The sequence below is a fragment of the Methylobacterium sp. Leaf113 genome (assembly GCF_001423325.1).
GTDB lineage: Bacteria > Pseudomonadota > Alphaproteobacteria > Rhizobiales > Beijerinckiaceae > Methylobacterium.
The window spans coordinates 1-15,482 of sequence record NZ_LMNJ01000017.1 but is presented as its reverse complement, the minus strand read 5'-3'; the positions used below and the strand labels follow the sequence as shown (position 1 = coordinate 15,482).

Here is a 15,482-nt window from a genome sequence, read left to right as displayed (position 1 = left end):
GATGCGTTCCGCGGTCATCGACCGTACGATCCCCGAAGAGGCTGCCCCCACCACCCGTTGCCGGATCCTGGCGACGGCCGAAGAGGCGTTCCGCGTCGTCGGCTATCAGAAGACCACCGTCGCCGACATCGCCAAGACGCTGCGGATGAGCCCAGCCAACGTGTACCGCTTCTTCGACTCGAAGAAGGCGATCCACGAAGCCGTCATCAAGCGGCTGATGGACGACACCGAGCTCAGAGTCACCGAGGTCGTGGAGACGCCCGGCCTGAGTGCCGTGGATCGCATCGCCCGCACGATCACGGTCATGCATACGGCTTGCGTCGAGCGCTGCGAGGCCAACCCGCGCCTGCACGAGATGGTCGAAGCGGCGATCACCGAGAGCTGGAACGTGTGCCGGGCGCATGTCGATCAGATCGGCTCGCTGTTCGAGCGCCTGGTCCGCGAGGGCGCCGAAGCGGGTGAGTTCGTGGTGGCCGATCCCGCCCTCGCCGCGGCCTGCATCCACACGGCGATCATCCGTTACTGTCATCCCGCACTCGTCAGCCACTACCCGGATGCCGGGGCCCCGCCCTTGGCGGCCATGATCGAGTTCCTGATCGGAAGCCTGCGGCCTCGCACCTGAGGGTCGTTCGTCCGGACATCCCGGGGTCGAAACGGGTTGCGCCGGTCCACCTTACGGGACGATCGGCTGCGTCCCGAGCAGCGGCAGCCAGGCTGCGAGCGCCAGAAGCGTCACCGCCAGTACGGGTGGGGTGATGACGAGCCCGACCCGCATGTACTGCCCCCACGTGATGGTCTGGCCTTTCGACGCCAGGACATGCAGCCAGAGCAGGGTCGCCAGACTGCCGATGGGCGTAAGTTTCGGCCCGAGATCGCAGCCGATCAGGTTGGCGTAGATCATCAGCTCACGGGTCAGCGGTGTCAGGGCCGGGGCCTGCTGGATCGACAGCGCGCCGACCAGCACGCTCGGCATGTTGTTCATCACCGAGGACAGGATCGCGGCGGCAAACCCGGTGCCAAGCGTCGCAACCCAGGGGCCATGCCCCGCCAGCCACACGAGGCCCTTGGCCAGCGCGTCGATCAGGCCGGCATTCCGCAGGCCATAGACCACGAGGTACATGCCGAGGCTGAACAGCACGATCTGCCAGGGCGCACCGGTGAGCACCTTGCGAATGGGAATGACCCGGCTGCGCAGCGCCAGACCGAGCAGCACCGCAGCGCCCGCACAGGTGACGACGGAGACCGGGACGCCGAGCGGTGCGGTGATGAAATAGGCGAGCAGGAGCAGGCCAAGCAGCGGAAAGGCGGCCTTGAACACGACCGGATCATGGATCGCGTCCCGAGGCGGTTCCAGTTCATCGACCGGGTACGTCGCTGGCAGGTCGCGCCGGTAATAGGCCCACAGCACCACCAAGGTGGCGGCCAGCGACACCAGGTTCACCGGGACCATCACGGCAGCGTAGCGGCCGAAGGTCACATCGAAGAAGTTCGCCGAGACGATGTTGACGAGGTTCGAGATCACCAGCGGCAGGCTGGTGCTGTCCGCCACGAACCCGCAGGCGACGATGAAGGCCAGCGCCGCCGCCGGCTTGAAGTTCAGCCGGAGCAGGATGGCCAGCACGATCGGCGTCAGGAGCAGGGCCGCGCCATCGTTGGCGAACACCGCCGCGATGGCGGCACCGAGCAGAATGACCAGCGGGAACAGCAGCCGGCCCCGGCCACCGCCCCAGCGGGCGATGTGCAGCGCCGCCCAGTGGAAGAAGCCGGCCTCGTCCAGCAGCAGCGAGATGATGATGAGTGCCACGAAGGTGAACGTGGCATCCCAGACGATCTGCCAGACCACCGGAATATCACCCGGCTGGATCACCCCCGTGGCGAGGGCGACCGCGGCACCGATCAGGGCGCTCCATCCGATCCCGAAGCCCCTGGGCTGCCAGATGACGAACACGAGGGTGACGAGGAAAATCGCAAGCGCGAGCATCGGCGAGGTTTCTTGTTGTGGTTGCAGGTGAGGCTCAGGCCGTCGCGATGCGCCGGCCGTGCTCGTCCACTACCCGCTCGCCGTCTTCCTTGACGAATTCGCCGTGCTGGACCGGCAGGAGATCCAGCACGGCCTCGGACGGTCGGCACAGGGCGACGCCGCGCGGCGTGATCACCAGCGGGCGGTTGAGCAGGATCGGATGCGCCTCGACGGCATCCAGCAACTGCGCATCGGTCAGCGCCAAGTCGCCCAGATTTAATTCCGCGTAGGGCGTGCCCGTCTCGCGCAGGACGTCACGGACCGACAGGCCGGCACGGGAGAGCAGTTGCACCAGGAGCGCCCGTGCGGGCGGCGTCTTCAGGTACTCGATCACGTGCGGTTCGATGCCGGCGTTGCGGATCATCGCCAGGGTATTGCGGGACGTGCCGCAATCCGGGTTGTGGTAGATCACGACATCGAACGGGTCAGGCATCGTCGGCCTCTCAAGGTTGGCAGGGACAGGCGGCCAGCGCTTCGGTGATCTGGCCGCAGACTTCGGGGCGACCCTGGCAGCAGTCGCGCATGAGGAATTCGATCAGCCCCGAGAGGCCCGGATAGGCAGCGCTGTAGAGGATCGATCGCCCGTCCCGCCTGGCCTGGATCAGGCCGGCATGGAGAAGCTCCTTCACATGGAAGGACAGGTTGGTGCCCGAAACTCCGACCGCCCCGGCAAGCGCCCCCGCCGACAGACCGGCCGGACCCGCGATGACCAACGCCCGCACGATGCGCAGGCGATGTTCCTGACCCAGAGCCGCGAAGGCCGCGAGGGCTTGCCGTTCCTCGATCATTCACACAATATCTCAACGATCATTGAAATGTAGAGGAGAGTCGTACCGTGGACAAGCCCGAACAGCCGTTCGCCGATGGTTTGCCGAACGTGAGCCCTGCGCATTTCGCGGTGCCGGTCCCGGCCGATCTTGCGGTGGCTCGGCCGTTCGCGCACGCCCCTCGGTTCCTGATCCTCTACGGCTCGCTGCGTCCGCGCTCGTTCAGCCGGTTCCTGGCCTACGAGGCGGCCCGGCTTCTGGAAGCGATGGGCGGTGAGGTGCGCCTCTACCATGCGCACGGGCTCCCCCTTCCCGACGATGGCACCGTCGATCACCCGAAGGTGCAGGAACTGCGGCAGCTCTCGATCTGGTCCGAAGGCCACGTCTGGGTGACGCCCGAGCGGCACGGCAGCATGACCGGCGTCATGAAGAGCCAGATCGACTGGCTTCCCTTGAGCGAGGGCAGCGTGCGACCGACGCAGGGGCGCACCCTGGCGGTGATGCAGGTCTCAGGGGGGTCGCAATCGTTCAACGCGGTCAACAACCTGCGAATCCTCGGGCGCTGGATGCGGATGATCACCATCCCCAACCAGTCGTCGGTGCCGATGGCCTACACGGCGTTCGACGACGACGGCCGCATGAAGCCGGGGCCGCTCTACGAGCGGGTGGTCGATGTGTGCGAAGAGTTGATGAAGTTCACGCTCCTGACCCGGGAGCGCGCCGATTACCTGGTGGACCGCTACAGCGAGCGGAAGGACCGGGAGCCGGAGCGCCTGAGGGCAGTGGCGGCGGATGTCGGCTTCGGGAAGCGCTAGGGCCATGCCCCGGTAAACCCGATCGGTTGCACGGGCAGGCCCGGGCTCGAACCGGATGGTCCCGGACCTCGACCTTGGATTAAGAGACCGGCGGCCGAGCCGCGCGGGACGCGGGCGCCTCGCGCCGAACAAGGGACTGACATGGCATCCGGTCGCAGGCTTTCCGAACGCTGGTTCACGCTGTTCCTTTGGCTGGTCGCGCTCCTCTTCGCCTGGTTCCTGATCGGCCTCGGCTCCCTGGTGGTCGGCAACATGCCCCAGGTCGAGCATCGCTACACCCTGCAGCAGTTCCTCGACACCGAGGACGCGCGGCCGGCAGACGAGGCCCTGAAACAGATCCGCCGCGAGCAGGCCGACACCCTGCGGCAGGACGAGCAGGACCAGCTCGCGCTGGAAGCCGCCCGCTCCGCCTCTCTCTCCGCACAGGAGACCTTCACCAACTGGCTCAAGACCCGCGATGCGACCCAGCGCGTCGACCAGGATCCCGGCCTCGTCGCCCGCACGCAGCAGCTCGATGCCCTGAAGGCGGCGGAGCGCGCCATCGAGGAGCGCCTGGAAGCCCGGGCCAGCGCGCGACTGACCCTGTCCGACCGGGAGGAAGCCCAGGAGAAGGTCGTCGGCGACCTGCGCGATGCGGCCCAGGCCCGGCTCGATGCCGCCGAGCGCGAGCAGGAGCTGCGTGTGTTCGGCTACCGGCTCGCCGTGACGCTGCCCCTGCTGATCCTCGCCGGATGGCTGATGCTGAAGCGCCGGCGCACCCGCAACTGGCCCTTCGTCTGGGGCTTCGCGCTCGCGGCGATCTTCGGGTTCTTCGTCGAACTGGTGCCCTACCTGCCGAGCTATGGCGGCTATGTGCAGTACGGGGTCGGGGTGGTGCTCACCCTCGTGGCGGGCCGCGCCGCGATCACCGCGCTCCACGCCTACAACGAGCGCCAGAAGGCCGCCGAGCTGCGGCCGAATGCCGAGCGCCGGACCGAGATCGTCACCGATCAGGCTCTGCTGCGCCTCGCCAAGAAGGCCTGCCCCGGATGCGAGCGGCCGATCGACCTCGCCAACCCAGAGGCGAATTTCTGTCCGCATTGCGGGATCGGCGTGTTCGAGCGCTGCCCCGCCTGCAGCCATCGAAAGAGCACCTTCGAGCGCTTCTGCTCGGCCTGCGGGACGCCGGCCGCCGAACCCGCCGGCGCGCCGGTCGGCGCCTGACGAGCGCACTTGCGGGCGCGGCGCCCTCGGCGACAGTTGGGGACGGCCGGCGGAGGACGTCAAACAGGCTCTGACCGCAACCTTCCCAAGCCTCGACCGGAAGGCAATTTCGACAACTCCCGGATACGGCGCTAAGCAGTCTGGAATGAGCCGCTGATTCTGGTCCAGGTCATTGATTTTGCAACATGCTGTGTTGCCCACTCCCGCCGTGACCCCCGCATGAGTTCGCTTGGCGACCCAAACAGCGCGACCGCGATACCGACCTTCAGGATCGATGGCTCCGCCCTTGGGGCGGATGTGGCGCTGAAGCAGTTCCAGGTCGCCGTCGAAGACGTGTTTTCGGTGGAGCGGACAGGCGACGACGACCCCGTCGTCGTGGATCTGCTGAGCTGGCACCTCGGAAAAATGATGCTCGGCGTGTTTCGTGGCCCGCCCCTGATCTTCAGGCGATCGGCGGCGCTCGTGGCGACCAGTGGACTCGACCACATTCTCATTCAACTTTATCTCGAGGGCGGTTTCGTTGGCGCTACGCGCACGCGTTCGATCCGGGTCGCGGCGGGAGACATCTGCGTCTTCGATCTGAGCGACACGCTTGAGACCCGCAGTAGCTGTTTCGCCAACGTCAGCCTCCTGTTTCCACGCGACGAGTTTCGGCCCTTCCTGCAGGATTTCGGTCGATTGCATGGGGTCGTTCTCGCCGCCGGCGATCCGCTGACGGACCTCCTCGGGGAATACCTCCTGTCTCTGACAAGACGCGCCGCGCTGTTGAGCGTGCGCCAGGCCATGCTCGCGGCGGGGGCGACCGTCGCGCTGGCGGGTGCGGTTCTGGCGGGCCAGCCAGCGGACCATGATCGTCGAATCGCTTGTGGTCAGCCCTCGGATTTACGCCGCATAGGCCACTACGTGGATGCCCATATCGCCGATCCCGACTTGAACGCGGCCCAGATCGCCAGCCACCTGGGCATCTCCCGCTCAGCTTTGTACCGGGCCTGCGAGTCTGCGGGCGGCGTAGCCAATCTGATTCGGGGCCGGAGGCTGACGGGCGCGGCGTTACAATTGGCGGATCCGATCAAACGCGAGCGGATCAGCGAGGTCGCCTGTCAGTGGGGCTTCGCCAGCGCCGCGGCCTTCGCGCGTGCGTTCCGAGAGGCGTTCGGCATTTCCCCGCGAAATGCGCGTGAGCGCGGAAACGCGCTGGTCGCAGCCCATACGGACGGCTTGGTTGACGCTCAGGGTTTCGCCAACTGGATGCGGTTCTTGCGCACGACCTGACAGCTTTCGGGTCTAGCGCATCTCGGCGACGATGGCCTCCGCCACCGCGCGCGGGTCCGCCGCCTGGGTGATGGGGCGGCCGACCACCACGTGGTCGATGCCGATGCGGCGCGCCTCTCCGGGCGTCATCACGCGCTTCTGGTCGCCGGCCTCGGCCCCCGCCGGCCGGATGCCCGGGGTGACGATGGCGCGGTCCGGCCCGATCGGCGTCCGCACCGCCGGCGCCTCGGCGGCGCTGCAGACGATGCCGTCGATGCCGATCTCGGCCGCCTGCGCGGCGCGGCGGGCGACGAGGTCGGCCACCGGCAGGGCATAGCCCGCCTCCGCCGCATCGGCATCGTCGTAGGAGGTCAGGACCGTGACGGCGAGAATCCGGGGGCCGCTCGCGCCCCGGCCCCGGATCGCCGCCCGCATGGTCTGCGGATAGGCGTGAACGGTAAGGAAGGTGGCGCCGAGGTCGGTGAGGGCGCGCACCCCCTCCTCCACGGTGTTGCCGATGTCGTGGAGCTTCAGGTCGAGGAACACCTTGCGGCCGCTGGCGGCGAGGCGCGGCACCAGGGCGAGACCGCCCGCATAGGCGAGCCGGTAGCCGATCTTGTAGAAGGTCGCCGCATCGCCGATCCGGTCGACGAGGCGCTCGGCCTCGTCCACGCTTGCCACGTCGAGGGCGACGATCAGGCGGTCGCGCGGGTCCAGCAGGGCGGTCATGGGTCTCTCCGGTTTCGCAGCGAGCGATCCCGCGCGCCGGCCCTCGTGTCAACGGGGCGCCATCGCGCGCGCCACCTCCGCCTTCAGCACGGGCAGCAGCTCCGTTTCGAACCACGGATTGGCCTTGAGCCAGCCGCTGTTGCGCCAGGACGGATGGGGCAGCGGCAGCACCCGCGGCGTGCCCGGGCTTCCCAGAACTTCGCGCCAGCGCCGGACGGTGTCGGTGAGGCCGGCCTTCGATCGGCCGAGATGCCAGGCTTGGGCGTATTGGCCGATCACCAGGATCAGTTCGAGCTTCGGCAGCCCGGCGAACAGCTCTGTCCGCCAGCGTTCCGCGCATTCGCGGCGCGGCGGCTTGTCCCCACCCTTGGCGTCGTAGCCCGGAAAGCATGCGCCCATGGGCACGATGGCGAGGCGGCGCGCATCGTAGAATGCCGCCTCGTCGAGGCCGAGCCAATCGCGCAGGCGGGTGCCCGACGGGTCCATGAACGGGATGCCGCTCTGGTCCGCGCGGTTGCCCGGCGCCTGACTCGCGACGCAGAGCCGGGCCGAGGCGAGCCCCTGCACGATGGGACGCGGCTCCTGCGGCAGAGGAGCGCCGTAGAGGGGAGCGTCACGGCAGATCCGGCAGGCCCGCAGGCGCGCCACCGTGACGTCGAAGGCGGTTTCGGCGGGGGCGATCTCGGAGGCGGCGATCTCGGCGCAATCGGTTTCGGGAAGCATGATGCCCACCGAGATAGGCGGCCCCTCCCCCGGCGGCGAGGGGCCGTGTCGTCGCTCCGGCTCGGCTCAGGCGCCCTTGAGGCCGCTGAGGTCGAGGGGCAGCGAGCGTAGGCGCTGGCCGGTGGCGGCGAAGATCGCGTTCGAGATCGCCGGGGCGATCACTGGTACGCCGGGCTCGCCGATGCCGGTGGGCGCGGCTGTCGAGGGCACGATATGGACCTCGACCACCGGCATCTCGCTCATGCGGGTCGGCTCGTAGGCGTCGTAGTTCTTCTCCTGCACCACGCCGTCCTTGAGCGTGATCCTGTTGCGCAGGACCGACGACAGGGCGAAGCCGACCGCGCCCTCGACCTGAGCGCGGATCACGTCCGGGTTGACCGCGACGCCCACATCGACCGCCGCCACGATGCGGTTGACCTTCACCTTGGCATCCTCCGCCGTGACATCGGCCACCATGGCGACGTAGGAGCCGAAGGATTCGTGCGCCGCGACGCCGAGGCCGCGGTTCTTGTCGGTCGTCTTCTTCGGGTCCCAGCCGGCCTTCTCGGCTGCCAGCTTCAGGGTGGCGGAAAGGCGCGGGGCGCCACCCAGCAACCCGAGGCGGTAAGCCACCGGATCGGCGCCGGCCGCGTGAGCGAGCTCGTCGATGAACACCTCCATCGCCTGGGCAGTGTGGGTGTGACCGACCGAGCGCCACCACAGCACCGGCACGCCCTCGCGGGCGTTGTGGACCTCGAAGCGGTAGGCCGGCAGCGCATAGGGCGTATCGGAGGCGCCCTCGACGGTGGTTGCGTCGATACCGTCCTTGACGATCATGGTCTCGAAGGCGGTGCCGATCATGATCGACTTGCCGATGGTCCGGTGCTCCCAGCCGGTGATCCCGCCCTTGGCGTCGAGGCCGGCGCGCAGGCGATGAACCACCATCGGCCGGTAGAAGCCGCCGGCCATGTCGTCCTCGCGGGTCCAGACCAGGTGGACCGGCGCCTTGCCGCCCGTCGCCCGGACGATCGAAGCCGTCTCGGCGAAGTAGTCGGCGCTCGGCGTGGCGCGCCGGCCGAACGAACCGCCGGCCCACTGGGTGTGCAGCCGGACCTTGTCGGTGGTCACTCCGAGATTGGCCGCCACCACGGCCTGCTCGATGGTCTGGAGCTGGCAACCGGCGAAAACGTCGTAGGTGCCGTCCGAGGCTTTCTCGATGGTGGCGTTGAGGGGCTCGAGCGCCGCATGGGCGAGATACGGGAAGGTGAACTCGGCCTCCAGCACCTTGGCCGAGCCCGCGATGGCGCCGGCGGCATCGCCCTTCTGCGAGGCGACGAGGCCCGGCGTGTCGAGGCGCTTGCGGTGATCGGCCAGGATCGCGTCGGAGGAGCGGGTCTCGGCGGCGCTGTCGTCCCAGGTGAGCTTGAGGGCGTCGCGGCCCTTCATCGCCGACCAGGTATCCTTGGCGAGCACGGCGACGCCGGTGGGAATCGTCACCACGTCGACCACGCCCGCCACCGCACGGGCAGCCGTGTCGTCGACGGTCTTCACGGTGCCGCCGAAGCGCGGCGAATGGGCGACCACCGCCGTGAGCTGGCCGGGGCGACGGATGTCGAGGGAATAGATTGCCGTGCCGTCGGTCTTGGCCGTCGAATCGAGGCGCGCCACCTTCTTGCCGATGAGGGTGAACTGGCTCGCCTCCTTGAGGCGGGGCTCCTTCGGCACCAGCTGGGCGGCGGCGGCTTCCGCCAATTCGCCGAAGCGGGCCTGCCGGTTCGACGCAGCGTGGCGCACGGTGCCGGACGCGACCGTGATCTCCGAGGCCGGGACCTTCCAGCGCTCGGCCGCCGCGGCCACCAGCATGGCCCGGGCGGCCGCACCCGCCTTGCGGAGCTGGACCCAGGAATTGGCGATGGCGGTGGAGCCGCCGGTGCCCTGGACCGGGCCGAAAGCGAAGTTGTTGTAGAGCGTGGCATCGGCCGGCGCGAAGGTGGTGCGGATGGTGGCCCAATCCGCGTCGAGCTCGTCCGCCAGGATGGTGGCGAGGCCGGTGGTGTTGCCCTGGCCCATGTCGAGGTGCTTGATCACCACCGTCACGGTGTCGTCGGCGGCGATGCGCACGAAGGCGTTGGGTTGGGCCGGCAGGCCCGACAGGTCGGGACCGGCGGCGGCCTTGGCGAACTTCGCCGGATCGAGGGTGAAGCCGATGACGAGGGCACCGGCGGCCACGGCGCCCCCGCCGAGGAATGCGCGGCGGGAGGGCACGGGCGGCGTGGCCTGACGGACCTTCAGCATGGGGGGCTCCAGTTCAGACGCGGGATCGAGAGAGAATCGGACGGATCGAAGGCTTGAACCCCCGCTCAGGCGAGGGTGCGGGCCGCTTCGTGAATGGCCGCGCGGATGCGCTGGTAGGTGCCGCAGCGGCAGACGTTGCCGTCCATGGCGCCGTCGATGTCGGCATCCGTCGGCTTCGCGTTCTCGGACAGGAGGCCGATCGCCGACATGATCTGGCCGGACTGGCAATAGCCGCACTGGACCACGTCGAGGCCGCGCCAGGCGGTGCGTACCGCCTCAGCGACCTTGCCGGAGACACCCTCGATCGTGGTGATCTTCGCCTCGCCGATATCGCCGATGCGGGTCTGACAGGCGCGAACCGGTTGTCCGTCGAGATGGACCGTACAGGCGCCGCATTGCGCGATGCCACAACCGTACTTCGTGCCGGTCTGATTCAGATGATCGCGCAAAGCCCAGAGGAGCGGCATGTCGGGATCGGCATCAACCTGATGGGCGACCCCGTTGACGGTGAGTTTCAGCATCCCGACCTCCCGATGCACAGTTTGGAATGAGGCTAATCCTTGCCGCGGCGTAACCATGTGCGCCAGCACACGATCGCGAAGTCGATCCTGTGCGGCTCGATCCTGGATCAAGGTCGTGAGGCGCCGCCGACGTCCCCCCCGAACAACAGTGGACGGCCGGAAAATTCCGACAATTCGGCCGGTTCCGGCAGGCCCTTCTTAACACATGCCCAGCAGTCTCGGACGTCGCGTATCCCGGCCTCTCGGCGGTCCCGACATCGACCGCGATGCCTCCCCGAATCCTCAAGACGGTGATGACCGACCTGACTGCGGAAATGATCCAGCGTGGCCGCGGGCCCTCCACACAGGAGGTGGCCCGTCGTCGCGAAGTCGCGCGCGATATGCGCTCGGCCCGGGAGAAGCTCACCTCGACGAGTGGGTTGGAACGCGCCTTCGATTACGAACTGATCCGGGTCTATGCGCAGTACCGTTCGGGAGCGGTGATCCCGTTGGCGCTGCTGGGCCTCCTGGTCGCCGGCGTCGCGTCGATCTGGGTGCAGCCGATCGTGGCGGGAGCCTGGGGCCTGTGCCTTCTGGCGACGGTGGTGCTCTCCAAGCTGCTGACGCGCCGTTTTCTGGCGCAGGACCCGGCCACGGTCTCCGTGCGGCGCTGGCGCCGGGCGTTCATGACGGCGGAATTCCTGCAGAGCACCGCCTGGGCGATGATGGTCCTGGTCGGCGCCCTGGGCGCACGCACCTTCGTGCTGTTCGGCCTCGTCATCGTGGCCGCCAAAGCGACCATGCTGGCCGCGACCCTGCCGGCCGCCGCCTGCGCGGCGCTGGTGCCGCTCTGCATCGCCGCGCTGTCGCTCCTGGCGGTGTCGCAGGACATGAACACCATGCTGCTGGTGACCATGGTGGTCGTGGCGCAGCTGTTCTTCCTGGGGCTCGGACGCCGCGTCTACGCCTCGACGGTCGAGGCCCTGCAATCGCACGCCGAAAAGGACTCGATCTTCGGCGAGCTGGAACAGGCCAAGGCCAATTCCGACGAGGCTCGGCGCCGCGCGGAGGAGGCCAATCTGGCCAAATCGCGCTTCCTCGCCACCATGAGCCACGAGCTGCGCACGCCGCTCAACGCCATCCTGGGCTTCTCGGAGGTGATGAAGAACGAGGTGTTCGGCGCCCATGTGGCCGCCTCGTACAAGGAATACGCCTCCGACATTCACGACAGCGGCCTGCACCTCCTCAACCTCATCAACGAGATCCTCGACCTCTCGCGCATCGAGGCCGGACGCTACGAACTCAACGAGGAAGCGGTCCAGCTCGGCCATGCGGTCGAGGAGTGCCGCCACATGATGGGCCTGCGCGCGCGCGGCAAGCACCAGATGATCCAGGAGTTCATCGATGATAGCCTGCCCCGGCTCTGGGCCGACGAGCGGGCGTTGCGCCAGATCGTGCTGAACCTCCTGTCGAACGCGGTGAAATTCACGCCCCCGGGCGGCGAGATCACCATCAAGGTCGGCTGGACCTCGTCGGGCGGCCAGTATGTCAGCGTCAAGGACAGTGGACCCGGCATCCCCGAGGACGAGATCGGCACCGTGATGTCGTCGTTCGGACGCGGATCGCTGGCGATCAAGACGGCCGAACAGGGCTCGGGCCTCGGTCTGCCCATCGTGAAGGGCCTGATCGACCTGCACGGCGGCAACTTCCAGCTCAAGTCGAAGCCGCGCGAAGGCACCGAGGTCATCGTGATCTTCCCGGCGAGCCGGGTGATGGAGACCCTGCCGGCCCTGGAAGTGCCCGGCGAATCCCCGGCGCCTCCCGCCGAGAAGCGGGCCCGTGCCGCCTGAAGGCGGTGCCGCCTGAAGCCGGCGCCGTTCAGAGCCGGCGCGGCCCTGGAAGCGGCTCAGCCGGCGCTACGCTCCGACACCCCGGCCTGGGCGAACGTCGCCATGTCGCGGTGGCAGGCGAGCGCGCCCTTGAGGAGACCGAGGGCAAGGGCCGCGCCAGAGGCCTCGCCGAGGCGCATGCCGAGCGCCAGCAGCGGCACGAGGCCGAGACGCTCGAGCACGTCCGCATGCGCGCCCTCGGCCGAGACGTGGCCGGCGAGGCAGTGGTCGAGGAGCGACGAGTCGAGGGCGTGCAGGATGGCGGCGGCGGCGGTCGCCACGTAGCCGTCGAGGATGACCGGCACCCGCTGCAGGCGTGCGGCCAGGATCGCCCCCGCGATGGCGGCGATCTCGCGACCTCCGAGACGGGCCAGGATCTCCAGCGGATCGTCGAGATGGCCGGCATGATGGGCGAGTGCGGCCTCCACCGCCGCGACCTTGCGGGCGAGCCCGGCCGCGTCGACGCCGGTACCGCGCCCGACCCAATGCGCCGCCTCGCCGCCGTAGAGGGCCGCGTAGATCGCCGCCGCCACGGTGGTGTTGCCGATGCCCATCTCGCCGAGCGCGAGGCAATCGGTGCCGGCGGCCACCGCCTCCATGCCGAACGCCATGGTGGCGACGCAGGCCTTCTCGTCGAAGGCGGCCTGCGTGGTGATGTCCCCGGTGGGCATGTCGATGGCGAGGTCGAACACCTTGAAGCCGAGGCCGTAGGCGGCGCAGATCTGGTTGATCGCCGCACCGCCGGCGGCGAAATTGTCGAGCATCTGGCGGTTCACCGCGTCCGGAAAGGCCGAGACGCCCCGGGCGGTGACGCCGTGGCTGCCGGCGAAGACGCAGACCAGCGGGCGGTCGAGAGTCGGCTGGCCCTTGGCCTGCCAGGCAGCCAGCCAGGACACGAGGTGCTCCAGGCGTCCGAGGGCGCCGGCCGGCTTCGTCAGGGTGGCGTCGCGCTCGGCCACCATCGCCACCGCGTCCCGGTCCGGCCCCGGCAGGGTCTCGACGAGGCGGCGGATATCGCTGAACGGGGTGGTGGCGTCGGTCATGAGGCAATTCCGGTGGCCGGCCCCGGCGCCAGGATGGCGGGCCGCCCGTTGCGGCAGCTATAACGGGCGCGACGCGGGTGGTGAAGGCAAGGCAGGATCGCGATGAACGAGGAGGCCGAACCCGCTTTTCCGGGGGCCCGCCTGGCCTACGACCTCGCCGGGTGCCTGCGCTTCTATTCCCGCCTGCCGGTGCCGCGGCTGCCCGGCGAGGGCGACCCGCACGCGGTGCCGGATTTCCGCTCCCTGCCCCGGATGCTGCCGCTCGCCGGCCTGATCCTCGGCCTGCCCGGTGCCGGGGTTCTGCTCGGGGCCTGGGGGCTCGGCCTCGGGCCGTTCCTGGCGGCAAGTCTGGCGGTGACGGCGGGCGTCCTCGTGACGGGCGCGCTGCACGAGGATGGGCTGGCGGATGTCGCCGACGGCTTCGGCGGCGGAGCGAATCCGGCCCGCCGCCTGGAGATCATGCGCGACAGCCGCATCGGCGCCTATGGGGGCGTCGCCCTGATGCTGTCGCTCGCCCTGCGCATCGGCGCGTTGGCGACGCTCCTCGATCGGGTCGGGTCTCTGGCCGCTCTCGCCCTGGTGCTGGCCGCCGCCCTGTCGCGCAGCGCCGCCTTGGCGCCCCTGGCGCTCCTGGCGCCGGCCCGGCCGGGGGGCGCCGGCGCCTCCGTCGGCCGTCCGAGCCGGGAAACCCTGGCCACCGCGACGGCCCTCGCGCTCGCGCTCACGCTGGCGGCTCTCGCCCTCGGGCTGCCGCCCTGGGGCGGCGGCCTGATGATCGGCCTCGGCCTCGCCGCCGCCCTGGGCGTCACCGCCCTGGCGCAGCGCCAGATCGGCGGCCAGACCGGGGATGTGGTCGGGGCTGCCCAGCAGGCGGCGGAGATCGCGGCGCTGCTCGGGCTGCTGGCGGCGATCCCCGCCTGACGGCGACCGGGCTTGATCGCGTGGCCCCGGCCCGTCATGGACAGGGGCGATGACCCAGACCCGTCCCAAACCCTCCAGTCCCTGCACCAAGCTCTGCCTTCTCGATGCCGCGACCGGCCTGTGCGAGGGCTGTGGCCGCACGCGCGACGAGATCGCCCTGTGGGGCTCCCTCTCCGAGATGCAGCGGCGGGCCGTGATGGCCACCCTGGAGGCGCGGCTGCGCGCCGCCTTCCCGGCGCGTGTCCCCTCCCCGGCCGCCTCATGATGGCCCTCGGCCTGATTCTCCTGGGCGGTGCCCTCGCGGTCCTACTGTTCTCGGACGACACCCAGCGCATCGTCGGCATGGAGCCCGACCAGTTCGCCCAATTGGCCATGAGCGCCGGGCTCCTTGCCGTGGTGGCGGCCGGCTTCTGGCACCAGTTCCGGGGCCGCATGGGCGCCAACCTCACGGCCCTCCTGATCTGGGGCGCCCTCGGCGCGGCACTGGTGGCCGGCTACGCCTATCGCGACGAGGCCCGGGTCATCGGCGGCCGGATGCTCGGGGCGGTACGGCCCGGCAGCGCCGTCACGGGCCCGAACGGCACCGTGACGATCACCCGGCGCTCGGACGGCAATTTTCACGTCCGGGCCGAGGTGAACGGCCAGCCTCAGGGATTCCAGTTCGACACCGGGGCGAGTTCCGTCGTCCTCACCGCCGAGAGTGCGGCCGCCCTCGGCCTCCGGCCGGCGGAATCGGAGTTCAGCGTCCGGGTCTCGACGGCCAACGGCGTCACGGTCGCGGCGCCGGCCTTCCTCGACAGCCTCCGGGTCGGCGCCATCGTCGAGCGCCGCGTCCCGGCCCTGATCAGCCGCCCGGGCGCCCTGCGCGAAAATCTCCTGGGCATGAGTTTCCTCGACCGGCTGGCCTCGTTCGAGGTCCGAGGCGACCGGTTGGTGCTGCGCGGCCGCTGACGTTTTCGCGAACCGAGGACGCCGCCCGGCCGAGCGGGCGGCGTCCTGTCTCTCAGAGCCGGTGGGTCGCCTGTCAGAACCGGTAGGTGAAGTTGCCCTTGACGGCGTGGTCCTGGGCGCGTTCGCCGACCTGGCCGGTATAGGCCACGCCCAGGGTGGTGGCGCGGCCCACCCGCACGTCGAGGCCGGCCTGCGCCACCAGGGCGTCGCGGCTGATCGGCGTGCCCGTCGTCAGGAAACCCGGACCGGCGCCGAAGCTGAGGAGCGCCTTCGGCACCACCTCGCCGTAGGCCCGGCGGTAGCCCACCAGCCCGTGCAGGGACACCGGCGCCCCGGCGCCCAGATCCAGGCTGGTCTGGCCGCGCACGCCCACCGTCGAGGTCGCCACCTCGGTGG

At 69.6% G+C, this 15,482-nt stretch carries 17 protein-coding genes; 8 read left to right on the top strand and 9 right to left on the bottom strand.

The genetic code is table 11. The features are described from left to right. The first annotated feature begins 1 nt into the window (after window position 1). The gene (locus ASF60_RS12500) at window positions 2–622 is read left to right on the top strand and encodes a TetR/AcrR family transcriptional regulator (protein WP_056185176.1); all 621 of its coding nucleotides are present in this window, start codon (window positions 2–4) and stop codon (window positions 620–622) included. Window positions 623–673: 51 nt separating this feature from the next. Here the strand turns inward: ASF60_RS12500 and ASF60_RS12495 are convergent, their stop codons facing one another. From ASF60_RS12495 to ASF60_RS12485, 3 genes are read right to left on the bottom strand one after another with little or no spacing between them, the layout of a single operon-like run. Beyond that, window positions 674–1,981, bottom strand: a complete 1,308-nt coding sequence (locus ASF60_RS12495) for an arsenic transporter (protein WP_056184991.1) — start codon at window positions 1,979–1,981, stop codon at window positions 674–676. Between the two features lie 34 nt (window positions 1,982–2,015). Beyond that, window positions 2,016–2,453 carry an arsenate reductase (glutaredoxin) gene (gene arsC, locus ASF60_RS12490; RefSeq protein WP_056184988.1) on the bottom strand — a complete coding sequence of 146 codons (438 nt, stop codon included), beginning with the start codon at window positions 2,451–2,453 and terminating at the stop codon, window positions 2,016–2,018. 10 nt (window positions 2,454–2,463) lie between these two features. Beyond that, complete coding sequence (locus ASF60_RS12485; RefSeq protein ID WP_056184986.1) at window positions 2,464–2,808, bottom strand: ArsR/SmtB family transcription factor; 345 nt, start codon at window positions 2,806–2,808, stop codon at window positions 2,464–2,466. A gap of 47 nt (window positions 2,809–2,855) precedes the next feature. Between ASF60_RS12485 and arsH the strand changes: the two genes are divergently transcribed. The 3 genes from arsH (at window position 2,856) to ASF60_RS12470 (ending at window position 6,077) form a co-directional block, all read left to right on the top strand. Continuing rightward, the gene (gene arsH / locus ASF60_RS12480) at window positions 2,856–3,602 is read left to right on the top strand and encodes an arsenical resistance protein ArsH (RefSeq protein WP_056184982.1); all 747 of its coding nucleotides are present in this window, start codon (window positions 2,856–2,858) and stop codon (window positions 3,600–3,602) included. 141 nt (window positions 3,603–3,743) lie between these two features. After that, window positions 3,744–4,805, top strand: a complete 1,062-nt coding sequence (locus ASF60_RS12475; RefSeq protein ID WP_056184979.1) for a double zinc ribbon domain-containing protein — start codon at window positions 3,744–3,746, stop codon at window positions 4,803–4,805. 219 nt (window positions 4,806–5,024) lie between these two features. Continuing rightward, window positions 5,025–6,077: a helix-turn-helix domain-containing protein gene (locus ASF60_RS12470; protein ID WP_056184976.1), complete on the top strand. Its 1,053-nt coding sequence runs from the start codon at window positions 5,025–5,027 to the stop codon at window positions 6,075–6,077. Window positions 6,078–6,089: 12 nt separating this feature from the next. Here the strand turns inward: ASF60_RS12470 and pyrF are convergent, their stop codons facing one another. The 4 genes from pyrF to ASF60_RS12450 all read right to left on the bottom strand — a co-directional run bounded on the left by pyrF (window position 6,090) and on the right by ASF60_RS12450 (window position 10,303). Beyond that, window positions 6,090–6,785, bottom strand: a complete 696-nt coding sequence (pyrF, locus tag ASF60_RS12465) for an orotidine-5'-phosphate decarboxylase (protein ID WP_056184971.1) — start codon at window positions 6,783–6,785, stop codon at window positions 6,090–6,092. A gap of 48 nt (window positions 6,786–6,833) precedes the next feature. Further along, window positions 6,834–7,508: a uracil-DNA glycosylase family protein gene (locus ASF60_RS12460; RefSeq protein WP_056185174.1), complete on the bottom strand. Its 675-nt coding sequence runs from the start codon at window positions 7,506–7,508 to the stop codon at window positions 6,834–6,836. A gap of 66 nt (window positions 7,509–7,574) precedes the next feature. Further along, on the bottom strand, window positions 7,575–9,782 hold the full coding sequence (locus ASF60_RS12455; protein ID WP_056184968.1) for a xanthine dehydrogenase family protein molybdopterin-binding subunit: 2,208 nt from the start codon (window positions 9,780–9,782) through the stop codon (window positions 7,575–7,577). Window positions 9,783–9,847: 65 nt separating this feature from the next. Next, window positions 9,848–10,303 (bottom strand): (2Fe-2S)-binding protein, encoded by a 456-nt coding sequence (locus ASF60_RS12450; RefSeq protein WP_056184965.1) that lies wholly within the window; start codon window positions 10,301–10,303, stop codon window positions 9,848–9,850. A gap of 293 nt (window positions 10,304–10,596) precedes the next feature. On the opposite strand from ASF60_RS12450, the gene ASF60_RS12445 reads away from it, so the two are divergent. Next, window positions 10,597–12,132, top strand: coding sequence for a sensor histidine kinase (locus ASF60_RS12445; protein WP_056185170.1), 1,536 nt, complete (start codon window positions 10,597–10,599; stop codon window positions 12,130–12,132). Window positions 12,133–12,188: 56 nt separating this feature from the next. Here ASF60_RS12445 and cobT read toward each other — a convergent pair whose 3' ends face one another. Beyond that, window positions 12,189–13,214: a nicotinate-nucleotide--dimethylbenzimidazole phosphoribosyltransferase gene (gene cobT, locus ASF60_RS12440; RefSeq protein WP_056184962.1), complete on the bottom strand. Its 1,026-nt coding sequence runs from the start codon at window positions 13,212–13,214 to the stop codon at window positions 12,189–12,191. 102 nt (window positions 13,215–13,316) lie between these two features. Between cobT and cobS the strand changes: the two genes are divergently transcribed. The 3 genes from cobS to ASF60_RS12425 are packed head-to-tail and all read left to right on the top strand — an operon-like array spanning window position 13,317 to window position 15,086. Next, window positions 13,317–14,135 carry an adenosylcobinamide-GDP ribazoletransferase gene (cobS, locus tag ASF60_RS12435; RefSeq protein WP_056184960.1) on the top strand — a complete coding sequence of 273 codons (819 nt, stop codon included), beginning with the start codon at window positions 13,317–13,319 and terminating at the stop codon, window positions 14,133–14,135. Between the two features lie 49 nt (window positions 14,136–14,184). After that, window positions 14,185–14,400, top strand: a complete 216-nt coding sequence (locus ASF60_RS12430) for a DUF1289 domain-containing protein (protein ID WP_056184957.1) — start codon at window positions 14,185–14,187, stop codon at window positions 14,398–14,400. Beyond that, complete coding sequence (locus tag ASF60_RS12425) at window positions 14,397–15,086, top strand: retropepsin-like aspartic protease family protein (protein WP_056184954.1); 690 nt, start codon at window positions 14,397–14,399, stop codon at window positions 15,084–15,086. The genes ASF60_RS12430 and ASF60_RS12425 overlap by 4 nt, the downstream gene beginning before the upstream one ends. 73 nt (window positions 15,087–15,159) lie before the next feature. Here the strand turns inward: ASF60_RS12425 and ASF60_RS12420 are convergent. After that, window positions 15,160–15,482: autotransporter domain-containing protein (locus tag ASF60_RS12420; RefSeq protein ID WP_156634066.1), on the bottom strand; the 323-nt coding region annotated here is incomplete at its 5' end.